This is a genomic window from Streptomyces sp. NPDC007875 (assembly GCF_042868035.1).
Classification (GTDB): Bacteria; Actinomycetota; Actinomycetes; order Streptomycetales; family Streptomycetaceae; genus Streptomyces; species Streptomyces antimycoticus.
The window spans coordinates 23,449-45,217 of the sequence record NZ_JBIADZ010000019.1; the positions used below are offsets into that span (position 1 = coordinate 23,449).

The window sequence follows — 21,769 nt, forward strand, 5'->3', positions numbered from 1 at the left end:
CCGGAGTTGGAAATCAAAGAGATGGGCGGTAAACGGTGAGCGAGGCAAAGCTCCGCGACTACCTCAAGCGAGTGACCACGGATCTGCACCGCACTCGCCAGCGCCTTCAGGAGGCCGAGGCCAAGGACCACGAGCCCATCGCCATCGTCGGGATGGCCTGCCGCTACCCCGGCGGTGTGGCGTCCCCGGAGGACCTGTGGGAGCTGGTGGCGAACGGCCGTGACGCGGTCACCGAGTTCCCCGCCGACCGGGGCTGGGACCTGGAGGCCCTCTACGACCCGGACCCCGACAAGCCGGGGACGAGCTATGCGCGGGAGGGCGGCTTCGTCACCGACGCCGACCACTTCGACCCCGCATTCTTCGGCATCTCCCCGCGCGAGGCGCTGGCCATGGACCCGCAGCAGCGGCTGCTGCTGGAGACCGGGTGGGAGGCCCTGGAGCGGGCCGGGATCGACCCGGCCACGCTGCGCGGCAGCCGCACCGGGGTCTTCGCGGGGGTGATGTACCAGGACTACGCGACCCGGCTGCGCCAGGTGCCCGACGATGTCGAGGGATACGTCGGCAGCGGTGGCTCCGGCAGCATCGCCTCCGGCCGTATCGCCTACACCTTCGGTCTCGAAGGCCCCGCGGTCACCGTGGACACCGCCTGCTCGTCCTCGCTGGTGGCTCTGCATCTCGCCGCGCAGGCGCTGCGCCGCGGGGAGTGCGAACTCGCCCTCGTCGGCGGGTCGATGGTGATGTCCACACCGGTGGCCTTCGTGGACTTCAGCCGGCAGCGCGGGCTCGCCTCCGACGGCCGCTGCAAGGCGTTCGCCGCCTCCGCCGACGGCACCGGCTGGGGCGAGGGCGTGGGCATGCTGCTCGTGGAGCGGCTGTCCGACGCGCGGGAGAACGGCCATCGGGTGCTCGCGGTCGTCCGCGGATCCGCCACCAACCAGGACGGCGCCAGCAGCGGGCTCACCGCCCCCAACGGCCCCTCCCAGCAGCGGGTCATCCGGCAGGCGCTGGCCGACGCCGGGCTGACCGCGGCCGATGTGGACGCGGTCGAGGCGCACGGCACCGGCACCTCGCTCGGCGACCCCATCGAGGCGGGCGCCCTGCTCGCCACCTACGGTCAGGACCGCCCCGAGGACCGCCCGCTGTGGCTCGGCTCCTTGAAGTCCAACATCGGCCACACCCAGGCCGCCGCGGGCGTCGGCGGGATCATCAAGACGGTGCTCGCGCTGCGCCACGGTGTGCTGCCCAAGACGCTGCACGCCGAGGAGCCGACCCCCAACGTCGACTGGGAGTCGGGTGCGGTACGGCTGCTGGCCGAGGCCAGGCCGTGGCCCGAGCCGGACACCGAGCGGCCGCGCCGCGCCGCGGTGTCCGCCTTCGGATTCAGCGGCACCAACGCCCATGTGATCCTGGAGCAGGCCCCCGCCGGGCAGGCCGAGGACGAGGCCGAGACCGAGGCCCCCGCGGACACCGGGCCCGCCGCCTGTGACCTGGTGCCGTGGCCGCTGTCGGGCCGGACCGAGGAGGCCCTGCGGGCTCAGGCCGCGCGACTGCGGTCGTATGTGGCGGGCGCGCCCGAGCCGTCCCCGGTGGACATCGGCTACTCGCTGGCGCTCACCCGCTCCGCCTTCACCCACCGCGCGGTGGTCGTGGGATCGAACCGAGCCGAACTGCTGGGTGAACTCGACCAGTTGGCCTCCGGCGTCACGCCCGGCGCGGTGGCCGGTGCGGGCAAGACGGCGTTCTTGTTCACCGGGCAGGGCGCACAGCGGCTCGGCATGGGACGCGCCCTGCACACCGCCTTCCCGGTCTTCGCCGCCGCGTTCGACACCGTCTGCGCCGAACTCGACCGCAACCTGGACGGACATGTCGAACACGCGGTGCGCGACGTGGTCTTCGGCGAGGACGCCGAGTTGCTCGACCGGACCCTCTACACCCAGACCGGCCTCTTCGCCGTCGAGGTGGCGCTGTACCGGCTGCTGGAGTCCTGGGGCGTGACCGCGGACTTCCTCGTCGGCCACTCGGTGGGCGAGCTGGCGGCGGCGCATGTGGCGGGCGTGTTCTCGCTGCCGGACGCGTGTGCGCTGGTCGCGGCCCGGGGCCGGCTGATGGATGCGCTGCCCGCCGGAGGCGCGATGGTCTCGCTGCAGACCGGCGAGGCCGAGGTGCTGCCCCATCTGGCGGGCCACGAGGACCAGGTGGCCCTGGGCGCGGTCAACGGCCCGGCCGCCACGGTGATCTCCGGTGACGAGAAGGCCGTCCTGCGGATAGCGGAGGCGGTGGGCGTCCAGAGCAAGCGGCTGCGGGTCGGCGTCGCCGCCCACTCGCCGCTGTTGGACCCCATGCTCGAGGAGTTCGCCAAGGTCGTCGGTGAGCTGTCCTACGCCACCCCCCGGATCGCGGTGGTGTCCAATGTGACCGGCGAGGCGGCGGCCGAGGAGCTGTGCACGCCCGACTACTGGGTGCGCCATGTGCGGCAGCCGGTGCGGTTCCAGGACGGCATGCGGTTCCTCGAGGACCAGGGCGTGACCCGCTTCGTGGAGCTGGGCCCGGTCGGTGTGCTGTCCGTGATGGGACAGGAGTGCGTCTCCGGCACCGATGACGCCGCGTTCGTCCCGTTGCTGCGCAAGGACCGGGGTGAGGCCGAGTCGTTGCTGGCCGGGGTCGGCCTGGTGCATGCCCACGGCGGCGAGGTGGACTGGGAGAAGGTGTTCGCGGGCCGTGGCGCGCGCCGGGTGGAGCTGCCCACGTACGCCTTCCAGCGGCAGCGCTACTGGCTGGACGGCCCGGACCGGGCCGGCGATGTGACCTCCGCGGGCCTTGGCTCCGCCGGGCATCCGCTGCTGGGCGCCGCCGTCGAACTCGCCGACACCGACGGTCTGGTGCTCACCGGCCGGCTGTCCCTGGCCGCCCAGCCCTGGCTGGCCGACCACGCCGTCTCCGGCACGGTCCTCTTCCCCGGCACCGCCTTCCTGGAGCTCGCGATCCAGGCCGGTGACCAGGTGGGCTGCGACCGGGTCGAGGAGCTGACCCTGCAGGCGCCGCTCATCCTCCCCGCCCGTGGCGCGCTCACCCTCAGGGTGACCGCCGGGGAACCGGACGAGAGCGGACGGCGCCCGCTGAACGTCCACTCCCGCCCCGAGGGCGTCGGGTTCGGCGAGCCGTGGACCCCCCACGCCACCGGCACGCTCGCCACCGCCGCACCGGCCACCCCCGCGGAGCTGACCGAGTGGCCTCCGGCGGATGCCACCGAACTCGACGTCAGCGACATGTACGAGCGGTACGCGGCGGGCGGCTTCGGCTACGGCCCCGCCTTCCGGGGCCTGCGGGCCGCCTGGCTGCGCGGCGACGAGGTGTTCGCCGAGATACGGCTGGCCCAGGAGCAGCAGTCGGCCGCCGCCACGTACGGGATCCACCCGGCCCTGCTCGACGCCTCCCTGCACGGCATCGCGCTCGGCACCCTCTTCGCCGGAGAGGACCCCGAGACGGCGCAGGGGCGGCTGCCGTTCTCCTGGACCGGAGTGTCGCTGCACGCCGCCGGGGCCGACGAGGTGCGGGTGAGGATCTCCCCGGCCGGGGAGGACACCGTGGCGCTCGCGGTGGCCGACCCCACCGGCCGCCCGGTGGCCACCGTCGAGGGCCTGCTGTTGCGGAAGATGACCGGCGATCAGCTCAGCGGCGCTCGCGCCGCGAGCAACGAGGCGCTGTTCCAGCTCGACTGGCCCGCTCTCGCCGGACCCGCCCCGGCCACCCCGCTGACCCGGGCCGCGTTGGTCGGCGACGACGGACTGGAGGTGACCGAGAGCCTCTTCGCGGCCGGGGTCCACCTGGAGTCGTATGTGGACCTGGAGTCGCTGGGCGCGGCCGTCGACGCCGGTACGGCCGCCCCCGCGGCGGTCCTGGTGTGCTGCAAGCCCGGGCCCGGCGCACCGGCCGACGCGGTACGCGCCTCCCTGGGCACCGCCCTGGAGCTGGCCCGGAGCTGGTCGGCCGATGAGCGGTTCGCCGACTCCCGGCTGGTGTTCGTCACCCGGGGCGCCGTGGCCACCGCGCCCGGCGCGGACGTCACCGATCTGCCCGGCGCCGCCGTCTGGGGCCTGGTGCGCTCGGCGCAGTCGGAGAACCCCGACCGGTTCACCCTCGTCGACCTCGACGAGCACGAGGAGTCCGTACGGGCCCTCCCGGCGGTCCTCCCCTCCGGTGAGCCGCAACTCGCGCTGCGCGCCGGCCAGGCGCACACCCCGCGGCTCGCCCGCGCCCAGGGCGAGACCGGCGCCACGCGTGCGCTGGACCCCGAGGGCACCGTTCTGATCACCGGCGCCACCGGGACGCTCGGCGGGCTGCTCGCCCGCCACCTGGTGACCCGGCGCGGCGTCCGCCATCTGCTGCTGACCAGCCGCCGGGGACCTGCCGCCGAGGGTGCCGGGCGGCTGCGGGACGAGCTGACCGCGCTCGGCGCCACCGTGACCGTGGCGGCGTGCGACACCGCCGACCGGGACGCCGTGGCCGCCCTGGTGGCCCAAGTGCCCGGCGACCACCCGCTGACCGGGGTGTTCCACACCGCCGGGGTACTGGACGACGGAGTGATCTCCTCGCTCACCCCCGAGCGGATGGACACGGTGCTGCGGCCCAAGGCCGACGCCGTACTCCACCTCCACGAGGCCACCCGGGAGCTGGACCTGGCCGCGTTCGTGCTCTTCTCCTCGGCCGCCGGTGTGCTCGGCGGCGCGGGCCAGGGCAACTACGCGGCCGCCAACGGCTTCCTCGACGCCTTCGCGCAGGCCCGCAGGGCGCAGGGGCTGCCCGCCCACTCCCTCGCCTGGGGGCTGTGGGCGCAGACCAGCACGATGACCGGAACGGCGGACACGGCCGGGGCCGCCCGCTCGGGCGTGGCCGCGCTCTCCTCCGAACAGGGCATGGAACTGCTCGACACCGCCCTCGCCCTGGACACTCCGCTGCTGATCCCGATGCGGCTCGACCTCGCGGCCCTGCGCGCGAACGCCGGATCCGGCTCGGTACCGCTGCTGCTGCGCGGACTGGTGCGGGCACCGGCGCGCCGGGCGGGCGCGAACACGCGCGCCGGCTCACCGGGCGGCGACTCCGCGCTGCGGGAACGGCTCGCCGGGCTGTCCGAGGCCGAACAGGACGCCGTACTGGTGGAGTTGGTGCGCACGCAGGTGGCCACCGTGCTCGGCCACCCGGACCCGTCCGCCATCGGCGCGACCCATGAGTTCGTGGACTCCGGCTTCGACTCGCTCACCGCGGTCGAGCTGCGCAACCGGCTGAACGCGGCCACCGGGCTGAGGCTTCCCGCCACGCTCGTCTTCGACCACGAGACGCCCACCGATCTGGCCGCCCGGCTCCGCTCGGACCTGGCCGCGGCCCGGCAGTCGGGCCCGTCCGTGGAGACGCCCTCGGGCACGGCGGCTGCCGCCGCGGGTGAGTCCACCACGCTGAGCGCGCTGTACACCCAGGCGTTCGAGACCGGGAAATGGAAAGAGATCTTCGACCTGCTGCACGCCACGGCGGCGCTGCGGCCCCGGTTCAGCGCCACCTCCGAGCTGGAGAAGCTGCCGACGCCGGTCAGGCTCAGCAAGGGCCCGGCCGAGCAGCACATGTTCTGCTTCTCCTCGTGCCTGGCGGTCGCGGGCATCCACCAGTACGCCCGGTTCGCGGCCTCGCAGCGGGGCCGACGCGATGTGTCGGCGCTCGCGCTGCCGGGCTTCGGGCGCGGTGAGCCCCTTCCCGAGACGGCGGACGCGGTGGTCGCGGCCCAGGCCGAGGCGGTGGCCAAGGCCGCGGACGGGGCGCCGATCGTGCTCCTCGGCTCCTCGGCGGGCGGCTGGTTCGCCCATGCGGCGGCGGGACATCTGGAGCGGATGGGCATCCAGCCGACCGCGGTGGTGCTGGTGGACACGTACGTGCCCAAGAGCAGCATCCTCAACCAGTTCGGGCTCTCGCTCATGGACGGGATGACCGAGCGCGAGGGCGTGTTCGTCACCATGGACGACGACCGGCTGTCGGCCATGGGCTGGTATCTCAACCTCTTCGGCAGCTGGGATCCCGAGCCGATCGCGACCCCCACCCTCCTCGTGCGCGCGCTGGAGCCGCTGTCCACCGGGTCGCTGAAGCTGGAGGAACTGCCCGACTGGCGGTCCTTCTGGGAGCTGCCGCACGACATCGTCGATGTGCGCGGCAACCACTTCACCATGATGGAGGACCACTCCCTCCCCACCGCCCAGGCCATCGAGGACTGGCTGGAATCCCTGCCGCGTGACGGCGCCTGACCACGCCCCGCACCCGCCGCCGAGGCGCCCTCCCGCACCGCGAAAGGAACGAGGACCATGGCGTTGCCCGTCACCGATGAGAGCCTGTGGTTCCGCAGGTTCCATCCGCGTCCGGAGGCCGAGGTCAGCCTGGTCTGCCTGCCGCACGCGGGAGGAGCCGCCAGCTTCTACTTCCCCATCTCCGAGCTGCTGCCGCCGACCGTGGAGGCGCTGGCCGTCCAGTACCCGGGACGGCAGGACCGCCGCCATGACACGCCCATCGAGAACATCCATGAGATGGCGCGCGAGATCTTCGCGGCGCTGACGCCACTGACGGCTCACCGGCCGATCGCGCTGTTCGGCCACAGCATGGGCGCGAGCGTCGGGTTCGAGCTGGCCCGGCTGCTCGAAGGGGAGCTGGGGACCGTGCCCGTGGCGCTCTTCGCCTCGGGCCGGCCCGCGCCCTCCCACCACCGGAGCCTGGACATCCACCGGCGCGACGACGCCGGGCTCATCGCCGAGCTCCAACTGGTCAGCGGAACCGACTCGCGGATCCTCGGCGACGCCGAACTGCTGCGGCTGGCCCTGCCGGCCATTCGCAGCGACTACAAGGCGGCCGAGACCTATGAGTACCGGCCCGGCGCCAGGCTGCGCTGCGACATCGTGGGGCTCGCCGGTGACAGCGACATCCGCGTCAGGGCCCCGGAGATGGCGGGCTGGCGGGAGCACACCTCGGGCTCCTTCCGGCTGGAGGTCTTCTCCGGCGGCCACTTCTACCTGGGTGAGCAGAAGGCAGCGGTGGCCGGAGTCATCACGGACACCCTGCGGGCGGCCACCGCCCGCCCCCGACGACCTATCGACTGAGAGAGAAACCGACGATGCGTATCCTTTTCGCGACGGTGTCCGAGAAATCGCACCTGTTCACCATGGTCCCGCTCGCCTGGTCGCTGGCCGCGGCCGGCCACGAGGTGCATGTCGCCAGCAACCCCGCGCTGACCGCACACATCAAGAGCACCGGTCTGACGGCCGTCTCCGTCGGCACGGACCACAACCTCCACGAGATGCTGACGCAGAACCGCGACTCGCTGGAGAACCCGCTGTCCGACTGGTCCACTCCGGACCTCGATCAGCACTCCTGGGAACAGGTGCTGATGAAGTTCAAGGTCAGCGTGATGTTCGCGTACCAGACCTACAACGACTGTATGGTGCACGAGCTGGTGGCCTACGCCCGCGACTGGCAGCCCGATCTGGTCATCTGGGACCCGGTCAGCTACGCGGGCCCGGTGGCCGCCCGGGTCGTGGGCGCCGCCCACGCACGGCTGCTGTGGTGTATCGACATCTACTCCAAGATGCGCGAGGTGTTCCTGACCCGCCTCGCGGAGCAGCCCGAGGAGCGCCGCGAGGACCCGATGGCCGACTGGCTCGGCGGCATCCTCGCCCGCTACGACCGCACCTTCGACGAGGAGGTCGTGGTCGGCCAGTGGACCATCGACCAGATCCCCACCAGCCTCCAGCTTCCGCTCTCGGTCCAGCGGGTCCCGGTGCGCTATCTGCCCTACAACGGCCCCTGCGAGATCCCGGACTGGCTGCGCGAGGTCCCCGAGCGGCCGAGGGTCGTGCTGACCTCCGGCGTCTCCGCACGGGCGGCCCTGGGCGGCACCTTCATGCCGGTCACCGACATCATCGACACCCTCGGGACCATGGACATCGACGTGGTGGCCGCGCTGCCGCCCGAGGAGGTCACGGCCCTGGAGAAGATCCCCGCCAACACCCACATCGTCGACTTCGTCCCGCTGCACGCCCTGCTGCCCGGCGCCTCGGTCCTCATCCACCACGGCGGCTTCGGCTCCTGGGGCACCGCACTGGTCAACGGCGTACCGCAGTTCATCCCCACCATCCGCTACGGCGACTGGTGGAACAAGGCGACCAGTCTGCACGAGGCCGGTGCGGGACTGGCCGTGCACGCCTCCGAGCTGACCGCCGAGGTGCTGCGGGAGAGCGTCGAACGGCTGCTGGGCGACGCCACGTACAAGGAGACCGCCGCGCGCCTGCGCGAGGAGAACCTGCACACCCCCACCCCGCACGATGTGGTGCCGGTGCTGGAGAAGCTCACCATGGAGCACGGCCGATGAAGGTGCGTGAACTGGCGGTCTCCGGCGCCTACGAATTCAGCCCGAACGTCCACCGCGACGAGCGCGGCGCGTTCGTCGCCCACTACACCGAATCGGCCTTCGCCGCGGCCGTCGGCCATCCGCTGCGCCTGGGCCAGAACCACCACAGTGTCTCCCGGCGCGGCACCGTCCGCGGGGTGCACTACGCGGACGTACCCCCGGGCCAGGCCAAGATGGTGACCTGCACCAGCGGCGAACTCCTCGATGTGGTGGTGGACGTGCGGGTGGGCTCGCCCACCTTCGGCCAGTGGGACAGTGTGCGGCTGGACCCCGTCTCGTACCGGGCGGTGTATCTGGAGGAGGGCCTCGGTCACGCCTTCATCGCGCTGCGGGACGACACCGTGGCGGCCTATCTGAACTCGGCGGAGTACAACCCGGGCGCCGAGCACGAGATCGACCCCTTCGACCCGGCGCTCGGCCTGCCCTGGCCCACGGACCTGGAGTATCTGGTCTCCCAGCGCGACCGGAACGCCCCCGGGCTGGCCGAGGCCGAACGGGCGGGCCTGCTGCCGTCCTACGAGGTCTGCCGGGCGCTGCACCCCCGGCGTGACTGACCCGGCCATGGCGTACCCCCCTCCACCGATCGGTTGATGCGGCCGATCAGCCGGTGGGTGGAGGGAGGATCAGCCCAGTGGGCAGCCGATGGGCCGATCCGCGGGGGATACCCGCTTCCTACGGTGGAAGAGTGAAGGAACCGAGCGAGGAGGACCCGGGCCGATGCCGCTGATCGAGGTCAGTAACCTGCGGAAGGAATACCGCAATCACGTCGCGGTACAGGACGTGTCCTTCTCCGTGGAGGAGGGTGAGATCTTCGGCATCCTCGGCCCCAACGGCGCGGGCAAGACCACCGCCGTGGAGTGCATCGAGGGGATGCGCAAACGGGACGGTGGCGAGATCTCCGTGATGGGCCTGGACCCGCTGAAGGACCTCGCCGAGCTGCGCGAGTCCATCGGGATCCAGCTCCAGCAGAGCGAACTGCCCCCCAAGATGAAGGTGTGGGAGGCGCTCGAGCTCTACAGCACCTTCTACCGCGATCCCGTCGACTGGCGCGAGCTCATCAAGGACTGGGGCCTGTCCGGCAAGGCCGACACGGCCTACGGATCGCTCTCCGGCGGACAGCAGCAGCGGCTGTCCATCGCGCTCGCCCTGGTCGGCAACCCCAGGATCGCCGTCTTCGACGAGCTGACCACCGCACTGGACCCGCACGCCCGGCGCGAGACCTGGAAGCTGATCGAGAAGGTCAGGGAGCAGGACGTGACCGTGCTGTTGGTCACGCACTTCATGGAGGAGGCCGAGCGGCTCTGCGACCGGATCGCCATCATCGAATCCGGCCGGGTCGTCGCCCTGGACACCCCCTCCGGACTGGTGTCCCGGGTCAATGAGCAGCAGATCATCCGGTTCAAGCCGTCCGTGCCGATGGACGACGAACTGCTGACCTCGCTGCCCGAGGTGAGCAGTGTGACCCGGTCCAAGTCGCAGGTGACGGTGGTCGGCAAGGGCAATGTCGTCTACGCGGTGATCTCCGTCCTGGCCCGCAATCAGATCGTGGCGAACGAACTCCGCCTGGAGCAGGCGAGTCTCGATGACGCCTTCGTCGCCCTGACCGGCTCCAAGCCCGCCAACTGAACCGCCGAGGAGATCTCTGCCATGTCCGGGCGCACCAAGCTCACCTACGTCGAGAGCAAGCTGTTCCTGCGCGATCCCACCGCGGTGTTCTTCGTCATCGCGCTGCCCATCATGCTGCTGGCCATCTTCCACTTCGTCACCACCAAGTCCAACGACGACGCCGCCACCAAGGAGTCGATGGCCGCGTTCGTCCCCGCGATGGCCATGTCGCTGTGTCTGACGATGCTGGCCCTCAACCTGCTGCCCACGACGCTGGCGACCTACCGGGAGAAGGGCATCCTGCGGCGCCTGGCCGCCAGCCCCGTCCACCCGGGGAATCTGCTGATCGCCCAGCTCTTCATCAACCTGGTCACCGCGGCGGTCTCCGCGGTGCTGGTGCTCATCGTCGGCAAGGCCGCCTTCGACACCAAGCTGCCCGGTGACGTCCCCGCCTTCCTGGTGAGCTTCGCCCTGGGCACCTGGGCGCTCTTCTCCATCGGCTTGGTCATCGCTGCCGTGGCGCCGAGCAGCAAGTCGGCCACCGCGATGGGCCTTTCCCTGCTCTTCCCCAGCCTCTTCTTCGGCGGGGCGTTCCTCCCCAAGGAGGATCTGCCCGAGACCGTGTCCACCATCGGCGACTACACCCCGCTGGGCGCCGCGCTGCAGGCGCTGCGCGACTCCTGGGAGAACCAGTGGCCGCAGGCGCTGCACCTGACCGTCCTCGGGGTGATCGCGGTGGGCGCCACCGCGGCCGCGGCCAAGCTGTTCCGGTGGGAGTGAGGTGAGCGCGTCCAAGGACGACGGCGGACGGTGGGAGCGGCACTCCGACATCCTGTTCGGAGGGCTGCCCTACCTTCTGCTGTTTCTGTCCATGGCCCTGAGCGTCGTCCACGGCCCGCCGCCGGCCCGGCGGCTGCTCACCACGCTCGGCCTGGCGGCGCTGGCCGCCCTCTGGATCCTGGGCACCTACACCCTGCCGACGGGCCGCCGCAGCAGACAGCCGTACGGCATGGGGCGGACGGCCGTGTACTTCACCGGGCTGCTCGTCCTCTCCGCCGCGCTGATGGCGCGGGACCAGGTGTTCATGGTCTTCGCCGCCACCGGGTTCCTGCAGGCGCTGGTGCTGCTGCCGACGGTCTGGGCGCTGGTGTCCGTGGCGGCCACCTCGTTCGTCGTCAACACCGTGCCGGACGGCCTCCCGGAGCCCACGACCGGCGCCGTGGTCGGCTATGTCGCCGCCATCGCCTTCCAGACCGTGGTGATCGGCTGGATCAATCTGCTGTCGAGCCGGCTGAACGAACAGCATCAGCGGCGCAAACGGACCGTGGCCGAACTCCGGTCGGCGCTCAACGAGAACGCCGGGCTCCACGCCCAGCTGATCACCCAGGCGCGTGAGGCCGGAGTGCTGGACGAGCGCCAGCGGATGGCGGGGGAGATCCATGACACCCTCGCCCAGGGGCTGGCCGGCATCATCCGGCAGCTGGAAGCCGCCGAACACGCCGAAGGCGACCACGAGGTGTGGCGCCGCCATCTCGGCGCGGCCAAGGACCTGGCCCGCGACAGCCTGGCCGAGGCGCGCCGGTCGGTCCAGGCGCTCCGCCCCGAGCAACTGGAGTCCCGGACACTGCCCGACGCCCTGGAGTGCCTGATCGAGGGCTGGTCACGGGGGCGGGGGGCGAAGGTCGCGTTCGCGACGACCGGGACCGCCACCCCCGTCCACGCCGAACTGGAGGCCACGCTCTACCGGGTGGCGCAGGAGGCACTCGCCAACATCGCCAAGCACGCCGAGGCGTCGAAGGTGGGCATCACCCTGTCGTACATGGAGGACGTGATCGTCCTCGATGTGCTCGACGACGGCGTCGGATTCGACCCCGCGGCCGCGGAGGCCACGGCCGGCACCTCCGGCGGCCATGGGCTGGGGCTTGTGGCGATGCGGCGCCGACTGGGTCGGGTGGCCGGTACGTTGGATATCGAAAGCGCCCGTGGCGAGGGCACCGCCATCAGCGCGGCCGTCCCCGTCATCCCCCAGGAAGCCGGTGCATGAGCGGAATCACCCCCAGCGGTAACAACACCCCCAACGGTGACCCCCACGGCGGCGACGGCCCCGGCCACGGCGCCCACCGCGCCACCGGCGCGCCCATCCGCATCCTCATCGTGGACGACCACCCCGTGGTCCGCGACGGGCTGCGCGGGGTGCTGGAGCGGGACCCCGACTTCACGGTGATCGGCGAGGCCGGTGACGGTGCCGAGGCCGTCGAACTGTACGAGCGGTGGCCGGCCGATGTGGTCCTGATGGATCTGCGCATGCCCCGGATGGGCGGGGTCGAGGCCATCAAGCGACTGCTGCGCGGCGACCCCGAGGCCCGGATCCTGGTGCTGACCACCTATGACACCGACAGCGACGTCATGGGCGCCCTGGCCGCCGGGGCGACCGGCTATCTCCTCAAGGACACCCCGCGCGAGGAGCTGACCCGCGCCGTGCGGTCCGCCTCCTCGGGCCAGTCCGTTCTCTCGCCCGCGGTCACCGGACGGGTTCTCGGCCAGGTCCGCAAACCCACCCAGGGGCCGCTGAGCGACCGTGAACTCCAGGTGCTCAGGCTTATCGCGGACGGGGCCACGAATCGACAGGCCGCAGCGGCGTTGTTCATCAGTCAGGCGACGGTGAAGACACATCTGCTGCATGTCTACGAAAAACTTGGGGTGAAGGATCGCGCGGCAGCCGTCAGCGAGGCCCATAAACGACATCTATTCGAATGACGTCGCAGGTCGGAGCCGTGATAGGGGTGGCAGATAGGGGTGGATGAGGGTAGGGGTTGTTCCGCTCGAAGCGGCGCCAATACGGTGGCGATATGGCCCACATGCGAGATCGGCAGGCCGTTGTGATCGGCGGCACCGGATTCATCGGGCGACATATCTGCAGGGCTCTCACCAAACGCGGATATGAAGTCCTGGCAATAGCGAGAAAACCCGCTGAACCCATTCCCGGAGTCGTATTTCTGCCCCTTGACGCGGTATCCGCGCCGAGCGACGACATCGCCCGCGCCGCGAAGTCCGCCGATCTCGTCGTCAACGCCGCGGGCGACAGCTGGGAGGGCGACGAGGAGAGCATGACGGCCTCGCACATCCCGCTCGTCGACCGGCTGGTGGACGCCGTGGCGACCCTCCCCAGGCGGCCGCGGCTGGTCCATCTGGGCTCGGTGCACGAGTACGGCCCCGTCCCCGACGGCACGGCCATCGCCGAGGACCACCCCACCGCCCCGCACACCCCCTACGCCCGCACCAAACTCGTCGGCAGCCGGATCGTCCTGGGCGCGGCGGAGGCGGGCCGCATCGACGGCTGCGTCCTGCGCGTCACCAACGTCTGCGGACCGGGCACCCCCCGGGGCAGCTTCCTCGGCGGACTCGCCCACCGGCTGCGCCGGACCACCGAGGACGCTCCGCTCTCCCTCACCCTCGTCGACGACCAGCGCGACTTCATCGACGTCCGCGACGTGGCCGAGGCCGTGGTACTGGCCGCCGGCAGCCCGGTGACCGGCCGGGTGATCAACATCGGGCAGGGCGACGCCTCCAGCATGCGCGAACTGGCCTGGCTGCTGATCTCCGCCTCCCGGGTCCCCGCGGATCTGGTGCGCGAGGAGAGCGGCGCCGTGCACAGCAAGGGTGGCAGCTGGACCCAGGCCGACATCCGCCTCGCACGGCGGCTCATGGGCTGGTCCCCGAAGGTGGCCCTGAAGGAATCCCTCCACGACCTGTGGGCCGCCTCCTCCGCCACCTCGAGCCGACCGGCTGCCGCGGCGGCCCGTACCGAAGGACACTGATGGAGTACACCTATCTCGGACGTACCGGCCTCAAGGTGAGCCGGGTGTGCCTGGGCACCTTGAACCTCGGGGTCAGGGCGAGCGACGAGGAGAGCCACGCGATCCTGGACACCGCCCTGGACCGCGGGGTCAACTTCGTCGACACCGCCAACCAGTACGGCTGGCAGAAGCACAAGGGCTACACCGAGGAGTTCCTCGGCGGCTGGTTCGCCCAGGGTGGCGGCCGGCGCGAGAAGGTCGTGCTGGGCACCAAGGTGTTCAACCCGATGAGCGACTGGCCCAATGACTCGGGGCTCTCCGCCCGGCACATCATCGCCTCCTGCGAGGACTCGCTGCGCCGGCTGGGCACCGACTGGATCGACCTGTTCCAGATGCACCACATCGACCGCCACGCCCCCTGGGAGGAGGTGTGGCAGGCGATGGAGACGCTGATCCGGCAGGGCAAGGTGCGCTACGTCGGCTCGTCCAACTTCGCCGGCTGGCATATCGCCGAGGCCCAGGAGGCCGCCGCCCGCCGCCACTTCCTCGGGATCGTCTCCGAGCAGAGCGTCTACAACCTCGTCACCCGCCATATCGAACTGGAGCTGATCCCCGCCGCCCAGCGGTACGGGGTCGGGGTGCTCGCCTGGTCCCCGCTGCACGGCGGACTGCTCAGCGGGGCGCTGCGCAAGCTGGCCGAGGGCACCGCGGTGAAGACCGCCCAGGGCCGCGCGGCCCAGGCGCTGGAGGTCCACCGGGACGCCGTCGCCGCGTACGAGAAGCTGTGCGACGGCCTCGGCGCCGACCCGGCCGAGGTGGGGCTGGCCTGGGTGATGGGACGCCCCGGCATCACGGCGCCGGTCATCGGGCCGCGCAGCCTGGACCAGCTCGAAGGGGCCTTCAAAGCCATGGAGCTGACGCTGCCGGACGAGGTGCTGACCGAACTGGACCGGCTGTTCCCGCCGATCGGCAACGGCGGCCCCGGACCGGAGGCGTGGGCGTGGTGAACACGCTCCAGGAGCGGCTGGTCCGCTCGGCCGCCACCGTCGACAGCTCGGTGACCCTGCTCGCCGACTTCCAGCGCTGGTTCCGGGAGCGCGTCGACGCCGACGAGTCCCGGATCGAGATCATTCCGTTCGAGGCGATGCGCGGCTGGCGGTTCGCGCCGGACACCCACAACCTCGTCCACGAGACCGGCCGGTTCTTCAGCGTCGAGGGCATCCGGGTGCGGATGCCCGGGGCGCCGGTGGAGGAGTGGCGCCAGCCGATCCTCCACCAGCCGGAGATCGGCATCCTCGGCATCCTGGTCAAGGACTTCGACGGCGTACCGCACTTCCTGATGCAGGCCAAGATGGAGCCGGGCAACCACGGCGGACTGCAGCTGTCGCCCACCGTCCAGGCGACCCGCAGCAACTACACCCGCGTGCACAAGGGCCGGGCCGTGCCGTATGTGGAGTACTTCCAGCAGGCGGAACGGCACCGAGTGCTCGCCGACGTCCGCCAGTCGGAGCAGGGCAGCTGGTTCTTCCACAAGCGCAACCGCAACATGCTGGTAGAGGTCGCACCGGAGACGGACGTCGAGGTGCGCGACGGCTTCCGCTGGCTGACACTGGGCCAGCTGCACCATCTGCTGGCCGTGGAGGACCTGGTGAACATGGACGCGCGCAGCGTCCTGGCCTGTCTGCCGCACTCCCCGCTCGACCCCGAGGAGACCTTCCGGGACCGCAAGTCCGCCGGACCCGGCGGGACCGTGGAGCCGGGACGGCCGGGGCAGGCGGGCTCCGCCCTCCACCGCGACGCCGACATCCTCAGCTGGATCACCGGGCTGCGCACCGAGCGCGAGGTGTTCACCGAGCGGATACCGCTGCGGGAGACGGCCGGCTGGCACCGCAGCGCCCATCGGATCTCCCATGAGAGCGGGCGCTTCTTCAGCGTGATGGCCGTGGACGTCACCGCGGGCGGCCGTGAGGTGCGCAGCTGGACCCAGCCCATGATCGAGCCCCATGGCCCGGGCGTGGCGGCCTTCTTGCTGGCCTACGCCGACAAGGTGCCGCATGTGCTGGTGCAGGCCCGCGCCGAACCCGGCTACACGGATGTGGTGGAACTGGCCCCCACCGTGCAGTGCACGCCGCGCAACTACACCCATCTGCCCGAGGGGGCCACACCGCCGTTCCTCCGGGAGGTGGTGGAGGCGCCGGCCGACCGGGTGCGGTTCGACACCGTGCTCTCCGAAGAAGGCGGCCGGTTCTTCCACGCCTTCAATCGCTATCTCGTCGTGGAGACCGAGATGAGCGCCGTCCCCGAGGAGCCGTCGCACTACCGCTGGATGGCCGTGCGTCAGCTGCTCGACCTGATACGCCACAGCCATTACGTCAATGTCGAGGCCCGCACGCTCATCGCCTGTCTGCACTCCCTGGCGGTATAGGGGGGCGCCTAGGGGGGCCGGACCTGGGCGGACGTAGGGGTTATTCGGATCGTGGCCGCTGCCATAGCCTCCGGGACACAGGGTGCCCGGGGCGGACATCGGAGGACATGTCATGCAGGACATCATCAGCGCCGTGCTGGCAGAGGATGCGGTGGCCGCGGATTTCGCCGCCTTGAGCGTGCCCGAGTCCTATCGGGGCGCGGTGATCCTCAAAGAGGAATCCGAGATGTTCGAGGGCATGGCCACCAAGGACAAGGACCCCCAGAAGTCGCTCCACATCCGTGAGGTGCCCACGCCCGAACCGGGCCCGGGCGAGGCGGTGATCGCGGTCATGGCCAGCGCGATCAACTACAACACCGTGTGGAGCGCCATTTTCGAGCCGCTGCCGACCTTCGGCTTCCTGGAGCGGTACGCACGGACCGACGACCCCGGAGCGGCCCGCCACGACCAGCCGTACCACGTTCTCGGCTCCGATCTGGCCGGTGTGGTGCTGCGCACCGGGCCGGGGGTGCGCCACTGGAAGCCGGGCGACCGGGTGGTGGCCCACTGCCTGTCCATCGAACTGCGCTCACCGGACGGCCACGACGACAGCATGCTCGACCCCGAGCAGCGCATCTGGGGCTTCGAGACCAACTTCGGCGGGCTCGCCGAACTCTCGCTGGTCAAGGCCAACCAGCTGATGCCGATGCCCGCCCACCTCACCTGGGAGGAGGCCGCGTCCTCGGGCCTGGTCAACTCCACGGCGTACCGGCAGCTCGTCTCCCGCAACGGCGCCCAGCTGAAACAGGGCGATGTGACACTCATCTGGGGCGCGGCCGGTGGCCTCGGCTCGTACGCGACCCAGCTGGCCGTCAACGGCGGGTCCATCCCGGTGTGCGTGGTCTCCGGGCAGCGCAAGGCCGAACTGGTCCGCTCCATGGGGGCCGAGCTGGTCATCGACCGGGCCGAAGAGGGCTATCGGTTCTGGAAGGACGCGTCCACGCCCGACCCCAAGGAGTGGAAGCGCTTCGGGGCCCGAATCCGCGAACTGACCGGCGGCGACGATCCGGACATCGTCCTGGAGCACCCCGGCCGCGAGACCTTCGGCGCCAGTGTGTACGTGGCGCGGCGCGGCGGAACGATCGTCACCTGCGCCTCGACGTCCGGCTACCGCCATGAGTACGACAACCGCTATCTGTGGATGGCGCTCAAGCGCATCATCGGCACCCACTTCGCCAACTACCGGGAGGCATGGGCGGCCAACCGGCTGATCGAGAAGGGGATGGTGCACCCCACGCTCTCCAAGGTCTATCCGCTCACGGCGGTCGGCACGGCCACCCAGGACGTCCACCGCAACCGCCACTCCGGGAAGGTCGGCGTCCTGTGCCTGGCCCCGGAGGAGGGCCTGGGGGTGCGCGATCCGGAGCTGCGCGAGCGCCATCTGCCGTCCATCAACCGCTTCCGCGGCCAGGACTGAACCTGAACCGGTCCACGGCCGTGGTCAGGACGGCGACGGCGCCACCGGCCGCCAGGGCGCGAACGGACTCGCCCCGCGGGGCAGCACTCCGGCCAGCTCCGGGCAGTGCCGCAGGATCACCGAGGTCATGCTGGACTTCTCCACCCAGTCCAGCCCCAGCGGCGTATACACCCCGGGACGGAAGTCCACGGTCAGGAGGCGATCGTCCTGAATCCGCCGGGTGGCCATGAGCAGCAGGACATGGAACGCCGTCTCGCTGAAGGCCGACGCCTCGGGCGGGTTCTCCGCGAACAGCCCCACCATGGTGTCGATCTCGTTGACCGAGGCGTAGACCTCCTCGAGCCGCGCGACGGTGTCCGGATCGGGGGACAGCTCCTCGAAGGAGCGGATCCGCGCTCTGCCCAGCCGGGCCCGGAAGTCGTTGTACCGCGGTACACCCCGCCGCCGGGCCCGCATCAGATCCGCCACCGGCAGATCGAGGAGCTCGCCGTCCCGCTCGCAACGCCGCAGTGCGCGTGGGTAGTTGCGCAGGGTGATCGCGCCCGGATGGGCGACGCCGAAGGAGTAGAGGGCGTCGGCGAGCCCCGTCTTGCGCATCACCGCCTCGGCCGCCGCGCCCCGCACCTCGTCGAAGCCGAGCGACCGCGACCGCCGCCCGAAGCGGTGGTCGCACAGCTCGATGTCGTCCGGGACCAGCGGATGCGTCCGGTAGACCGTCATGAACTCCTCGGCGAGGGCGAACGGCACCCCGGGATGGTCCGGCACACCGCGGGTGCCGCCCGCCGACGCGCTCGTCTCGAACAGCCACAGGCCGAGCCGGGACAGCCAATGGGCGGGCGGGCCCTGCCAGTTGGTCTTCGAGCCGAGGTCGACCACCTCGGTGGCGAGGATCGCCGGAATCCACTCCACCGTATGGATCTTGGCGATGAGCGCGGAGACCACCAGCCGGGCGGTGCGGTGCACCGACTCCTCGTCCATCGCCGGATGGGTGCGGCGCAGCGCCTCGCACACCGCCTCGTGCTCACGGGCGAAGAGCGTGTGCATCGCGCTGAGCCCAAGCCACCAGGCGCCGGCCGAGCCGATCGGCGGCACCCCGCCCGGGCCCAGCGGCAGATGGCCCTCCTCCAGGCGCGGCCCGGCGCCGCCGTACACCTGCGAGCCGTCCCACCGGTGGGAGGCGGCGTCGACCCAGTCCGGGGACTGGAAGTGGGTCCAGGCGGCAGCCAGGACATTGAGCGAGGTGGCGGGCCGGAAGCGCTCCCGGTGCAGCAGCCGTTCGCTGACCGTGGCGGGGTGGGGCACATGGATCAGATCGGGCCGGTGGACCGGTGACAGGCGATGGCCGGTGGCGGCCCCGGCCACGTCCCTCCGCGCCCCGTCATCCGTCCGCGCCCCCTCCCTGCGCGCCATGCCCGGATCGCCGGTCGGGCCGTCGTACGAGCTCGCCGCCCGTGGCCTCTCCACGGCCGGGGCGGGGGCCGGATCGGGGTGCGGAGGCGCCTCGGGCGGGGCCGCGTCGAGGAATCCGAGCCGGCGCAGCGTCCGGCCCAGCGCGACCGGGTTGAGCAGCCCCAGCGGGTCTGGCAGCCGATGCCAGGGCACACAGCGGTTGACCAGGCCGAAGGCCGCGCGCACTGGCAGGTCGAAGGCGGTGCGCACCGGAACGGGCAGCAGCGCGGTGGGGCGCGGTTCGGAGGTAGGGCCCGGCTCGGCAGTGGGGCCTGGCTCGGCGGTGGGGAGGCGCAGACCGAGGCGGTGCGCCGCGGCGACCTCGTACGCGGCCTTGCGCGCCCGGTTGAGATTGCCCAGCGGACGGAACTCCTCCGTGGTGTGCCAGGGGTTGAACGCCAGCAGCTCGACACGGCCGGCCGCGGCCCGGGCCCGGGCGCTGTCCAGGTCCTGGCACGGCACGGTGAGGACCGCGACCGGGACGACCGGCGCGTCGCTCTCCCGCCACTCCACCGAGCCGTCCTCGACCGGAGTGCGGCGGTCGTCCAGATAGCGCTGCACACACAGCTCGAAGGCGATGTCGCCGGTGGACAGCCGCATCGCCAGCTCACGGTCGAGATAGTCGGGGTCGCCGCGGTCGGGCGGGGGAGCGGCGGTGCCGCCGGGCGCCGGACGCAGCTGATACCGCACCGGACCGGCCGGGCCCCACAGGATCGCGCCCCGGCTCCAGAAGGTCTCGCGGGCCAGCGAGCCCACCGTATGGCGGGTGGCCGTCCGTACATTGCGGCGCATCCGGTCGGCGGTGGCCCAGCCCACCGCCAGCGGCAGCCGGACGAAGAGCCCGAACGCCTTCTCCACAGTGCTCCCCGCGCCCGCCGTGGCTTTGGCGAAGGCGACGAACTCGTGCACATCGGCGGCATGGGACACCGGGAAGCTGGTGGCCAGCAGATCGTGGGTCTCCTCCGGACCGGCCTGGACCCGCACCGCCATCCGGCGCAGATCGGGCGTGGTGTCGTGCCGTTCGGTGCCGCTCGCGCTGGACAGCCGCACCACGGCCGGGTACTCGGCGCCCGGTCGGGCGTATCCCACGCACAGCTCCGGCGGAAGGTCGTCGCGGAACCGCAGCCGGGCGTTCTCCACGCCCAGCGCCGCCTTGGCCCGGAAGGGGCGCAGCAGCTGCGGGGCGCCCGGGCTGTCCGCGCCGCCGGGGCGTGTCCGCTGCGTCCGCATCAGCTCGCGCGTCAGCTTCTCGAAGCGCCGCCGCTCGGCCTCGGGACTGCCGCCCTCGTACGCCTCATAGCCCTCGTACCTCGCGCCTCGCGTCCCGCCCGTCGCCTCGTGCCGTGCCGCCTCGCCGACGCGTGCCACCTCACCGCCGCGTACTGCCTCGCTTCGTACGGACTGCTGTCCGGTGTCGACCATGGGGAACGCTCCGTACGGGGCAGGCTGGGGCGAGAAGGGACAAAAGAGACGGTAAGGGAGCGCCCGCGAGGCCGCAGCCCGGAGCGGTGCGCCGGTGGTAACCCGCCCCCTCCGGGGCGCCCCGGGTGATTCGCCTGCGCCCTGCGGCACACTGGTGGCATGCCGGAGCTGCCCGAGGTGGAGGCCCTCACCGCGATCCTGGCCGAGCGCGCCGCCGGCCGGGAGATCGCCCGTGTCCTCCCCGTCGCGGTGAGCGTCCTGAAGACCTACGACCCGCCGCTGGGCGCGCTCGAAGGCCACACCATCACGGCGGCGGCCCGCCACGGCAAGTTCCTCGACCTGGCCACCGACGGCCCCCATCTGGTCGTCCACCTCGCCAAGGCGGGCTGGCTGCGCTGGCGGGACGGACTCCCCGAGGCCCCGCCCCGCCCCGGCAAGGGCCCGCTCGCGCTGCGGCTGCTCCTGGCCGGTCCGGAGCGCTTCGGGTTCGACCTCACCGAGGCCGGGACGCGCAAGGGGCTCGCGGTGTACGTGGTCCACGACCCGCAGGAGGTCCCCGGGATCGCCCGGCTGGGCCCGGACCCGCTCGACGACTCCTTCACCCTGGAGGCGTTCGCCGGTCTGCTGCGCGGCGTACGCCACCGGATCAAGGGGGTGCTGCGCGACCAGAGCGTCATCGCCGGGATCGGCAACGCCTACTCGGATGAGATCCTGCACGCCGCCCGGATGTCGCCCTACCGGCTCGCCTCGGACCTCACCGAAGAGGAGATCGCCGGGGTGTACGAGGCGATGGGTGCCACGCTGCGCTCCGCCGTCGAGCGCTCCCGCGGGCTGGCCGCCACCGACCTCAAGGGGGAGAAGCGCGGCGGCATGCGGGTGCACGGCCGCACCGGGCAGCCGTGCCCGGTGTGCGGGGACACCGTCCGCGAGGTGTCCTTCCGCGACTCCTCGCTGCAGTACTGCCCCACCTGCCAGACCGGTGGCAAGCCGCTCGCCGACCGGCGGCTGTCCCGACTGCTCAAGTAAGCGCGGCCGCTCACGTCAGCGCGGCGGCTCACGTGGCGGGGCCGCTCACGTGGCGGGTTGCCGGAGCTGTCCCAAATGCCGTCCGCCACCGGGTAGTTGAACTGGCGCTCTTGACCCGGGGAGCTCCGGTCCGCCATATGGTGCTGTCGCAACCC

General features: G+C 71.7%; 13 protein-coding genes and 1 pseudogene. 13 read left to right on the top strand and 1 reads right to left on the bottom strand.

All coding sequences use genetic code 11. The features are described 5' to 3' along the window. Positions 1 to 38: 38 nt before the first annotated feature. From ACFYOY_RS32140 to ccrA, 12 genes and pseudogenes are all read left to right on the top strand, one after another. A pseudogene (locus tag ACFYOY_RS32140) lies at positions 39 to 6,284 on the top strand (type I polyketide synthase); the annotation flags it as partial. A 57-nt stretch (positions 6,285 to 6,341) separates the two neighbouring features. After that, on the top strand, positions 6,342 to 7,127 hold the full coding sequence (locus ACFYOY_RS32145) for a thioesterase II family protein (RefSeq protein ID WP_388591020.1): 786 nt from the start codon (positions 6,342 to 6,344) through the stop codon (positions 7,125 to 7,127). A 35-nt stretch (positions 7,128 to 7,162) separates the two neighbouring features. Then, entirely contained in the window at positions 7,163 to 8,395 is a 1,233-nt protein-coding gene (locus ACFYOY_RS32150) for an activator-dependent family glycosyltransferase (RefSeq protein WP_388591022.1), read from the top strand. Beyond that, positions 8,392 to 8,988, top strand: coding sequence for a dTDP-4-dehydrorhamnose 3,5-epimerase (locus tag ACFYOY_RS32155; protein ID WP_351891923.1), 597 nt, complete (start codon positions 8,392 to 8,394; stop codon positions 8,986 to 8,988). The genes ACFYOY_RS32150 and ACFYOY_RS32155 overlap by 4 nt, the downstream gene beginning before the upstream one ends. Positions 8,989 to 9,151: 163 nt before the next feature. Further along, on the top strand, positions 9,152 to 10,060 hold the full coding sequence (locus ACFYOY_RS32160) for an ABC transporter ATP-binding protein (protein ID WP_351891930.1): 909 nt from the start codon (positions 9,152 to 9,154) through the stop codon (positions 10,058 to 10,060). Positions 10,061 to 10,081: 21 nt separating this feature from the next. Beyond that, complete coding sequence (locus tag ACFYOY_RS32165; protein ID WP_351891937.1) at positions 10,082 to 10,819, top strand: ABC transporter permease; 738 nt, start codon at positions 10,082 to 10,084, stop codon at positions 10,817 to 10,819. A 1-nt stretch (position 10,820) separates the two neighbouring features. Further along, on the top strand, positions 10,821 to 12,083 hold the full coding sequence (locus ACFYOY_RS32170; protein WP_351891943.1) for a sensor histidine kinase: 1,263 nt from the start codon (positions 10,821 to 10,823) through the stop codon (positions 12,081 to 12,083). Beyond that, positions 12,080 to 12,796, top strand: coding sequence for a response regulator transcription factor (locus tag ACFYOY_RS32175; RefSeq protein WP_351891946.1), 717 nt, complete (start codon positions 12,080 to 12,082; stop codon positions 12,794 to 12,796). The genes ACFYOY_RS32170 and ACFYOY_RS32175 overlap by 4 nt, the downstream gene beginning before the upstream one ends. Positions 12,797 to 12,888: 92 nt before the next feature. Next, on the top strand, positions 12,889 to 13,857 hold the full coding sequence (locus tag ACFYOY_RS32180; RefSeq protein WP_351891949.1) for an NAD(P)-dependent oxidoreductase: 969 nt from the start codon (positions 12,889 to 12,891) through the stop codon (positions 13,855 to 13,857). Next, complete coding sequence (locus tag ACFYOY_RS32185; RefSeq protein ID WP_351891954.1) at positions 13,857 to 14,843, top strand: aldo/keto reductase; 987 nt, start codon at positions 13,857 to 13,859, stop codon at positions 14,841 to 14,843. The genes ACFYOY_RS32180 and ACFYOY_RS32185 overlap by 1 nt, the downstream gene beginning before the upstream one ends. Further along, positions 14,837 to 16,261 (top strand): NDP-hexose 2,3-dehydratase family protein, encoded by a 1,425-nt coding sequence (locus ACFYOY_RS32190; RefSeq protein WP_351891958.1) that lies wholly within the window; start codon positions 14,837 to 14,839, stop codon positions 16,259 to 16,261. Before ACFYOY_RS32185 ends, ACFYOY_RS32190 begins: the two co-directional genes overlap by 7 nt. A gap of 112 nt (positions 16,262 to 16,373) precedes the next feature. After that, positions 16,374 to 17,717: a crotonyl-CoA carboxylase/reductase gene (ccrA, locus tag ACFYOY_RS32195; protein WP_351891964.1), complete on the top strand. Its 1,344-nt coding sequence runs from the start codon at positions 16,374 to 16,376 to the stop codon at positions 17,715 to 17,717. Between the two features lie 24 nt (positions 17,718 to 17,741). Here the strand turns inward: ccrA and ACFYOY_RS32200 are convergent, their stop codons facing one another. Continuing rightward, on the bottom strand, positions 17,742 to 20,588 hold the full coding sequence (locus ACFYOY_RS32200; RefSeq protein ID WP_388591027.1) for a peroxidase family protein: 2,847 nt from the start codon (positions 20,586 to 20,588) through the stop codon (positions 17,742 to 17,744). Positions 20,589 to 20,747: 159 nt separating this feature from the next. Between ACFYOY_RS32200 and ACFYOY_RS32205 the strand changes: the two genes are divergently transcribed. Further along, positions 20,748 to 21,614, top strand: a complete 867-nt coding sequence (locus ACFYOY_RS32205; protein ID WP_351891976.1) for a DNA-formamidopyrimidine glycosylase family protein — start codon at positions 20,748 to 20,750, stop codon at positions 21,612 to 21,614. The last annotated feature ends 155 nt before the right edge of the window (positions 21,615 to 21,769 follow it).

Excerpts from the sequence above, each read along its gene's own strand:
- ACFYOY_RS32185 (WP_351891954.1), top strand. The coding sequence starts at position 13,857 with ATGGAGTACACCTATCTCGGACGTACCGGCCTCAAGGTGAGCCGGGTG.
- ACFYOY_RS32200 (WP_388591027.1), bottom strand. The coding sequence starts at position 20,588 with ATGGTCGACACCGGACAGCAGTCCGTACGAAGCGAGGCAGTACGCGGC.
- ACFYOY_RS32180 (WP_351891949.1), top strand. The coding sequence starts at position 12,889 with ATGGCCCACATGCGAGATCGGCAGGCCGTTGTGATCGGCGGCACCGGA.
- ACFYOY_RS32205 (WP_351891976.1), top strand. The coding sequence starts at position 20,748 with ATGCCGGAGCTGCCCGAGGTGGAGGCCCTCACCGCGATCCTGGCCGAG.
- ACFYOY_RS32165 (WP_351891937.1), top strand. The coding sequence starts at position 10,082 with ATGTCCGGGCGCACCAAGCTCACCTACGTCGAGAGCAAGCTGTTCCTG.
- ACFYOY_RS32160 (WP_351891930.1), top strand. The coding sequence starts at position 9,152 with ATGCCGCTGATCGAGGTCAGTAACCTGCGGAAGGAATACCGCAATCAC.
- ACFYOY_RS32155 (WP_351891923.1), top strand. The coding sequence starts at position 8,392 with ATGAAGGTGCGTGAACTGGCGGTCTCCGGCGCCTACGAATTCAGCCCG.
- ACFYOY_RS32145 (WP_388591020.1), top strand. The coding sequence starts at position 6,342 with ATGGCGTTGCCCGTCACCGATGAGAGCCTGTGGTTCCGCAGGTTCCAT.
- ACFYOY_RS32175 (WP_351891946.1), top strand. The coding sequence starts at position 12,080 with ATGAGCGGAATCACCCCCAGCGGTAACAACACCCCCAACGGTGACCCC.
- ccrA (WP_351891964.1), top strand. The coding sequence starts at position 16,374 with ATGCAGGACATCATCAGCGCCGTGCTGGCAGAGGATGCGGTGGCCGCG.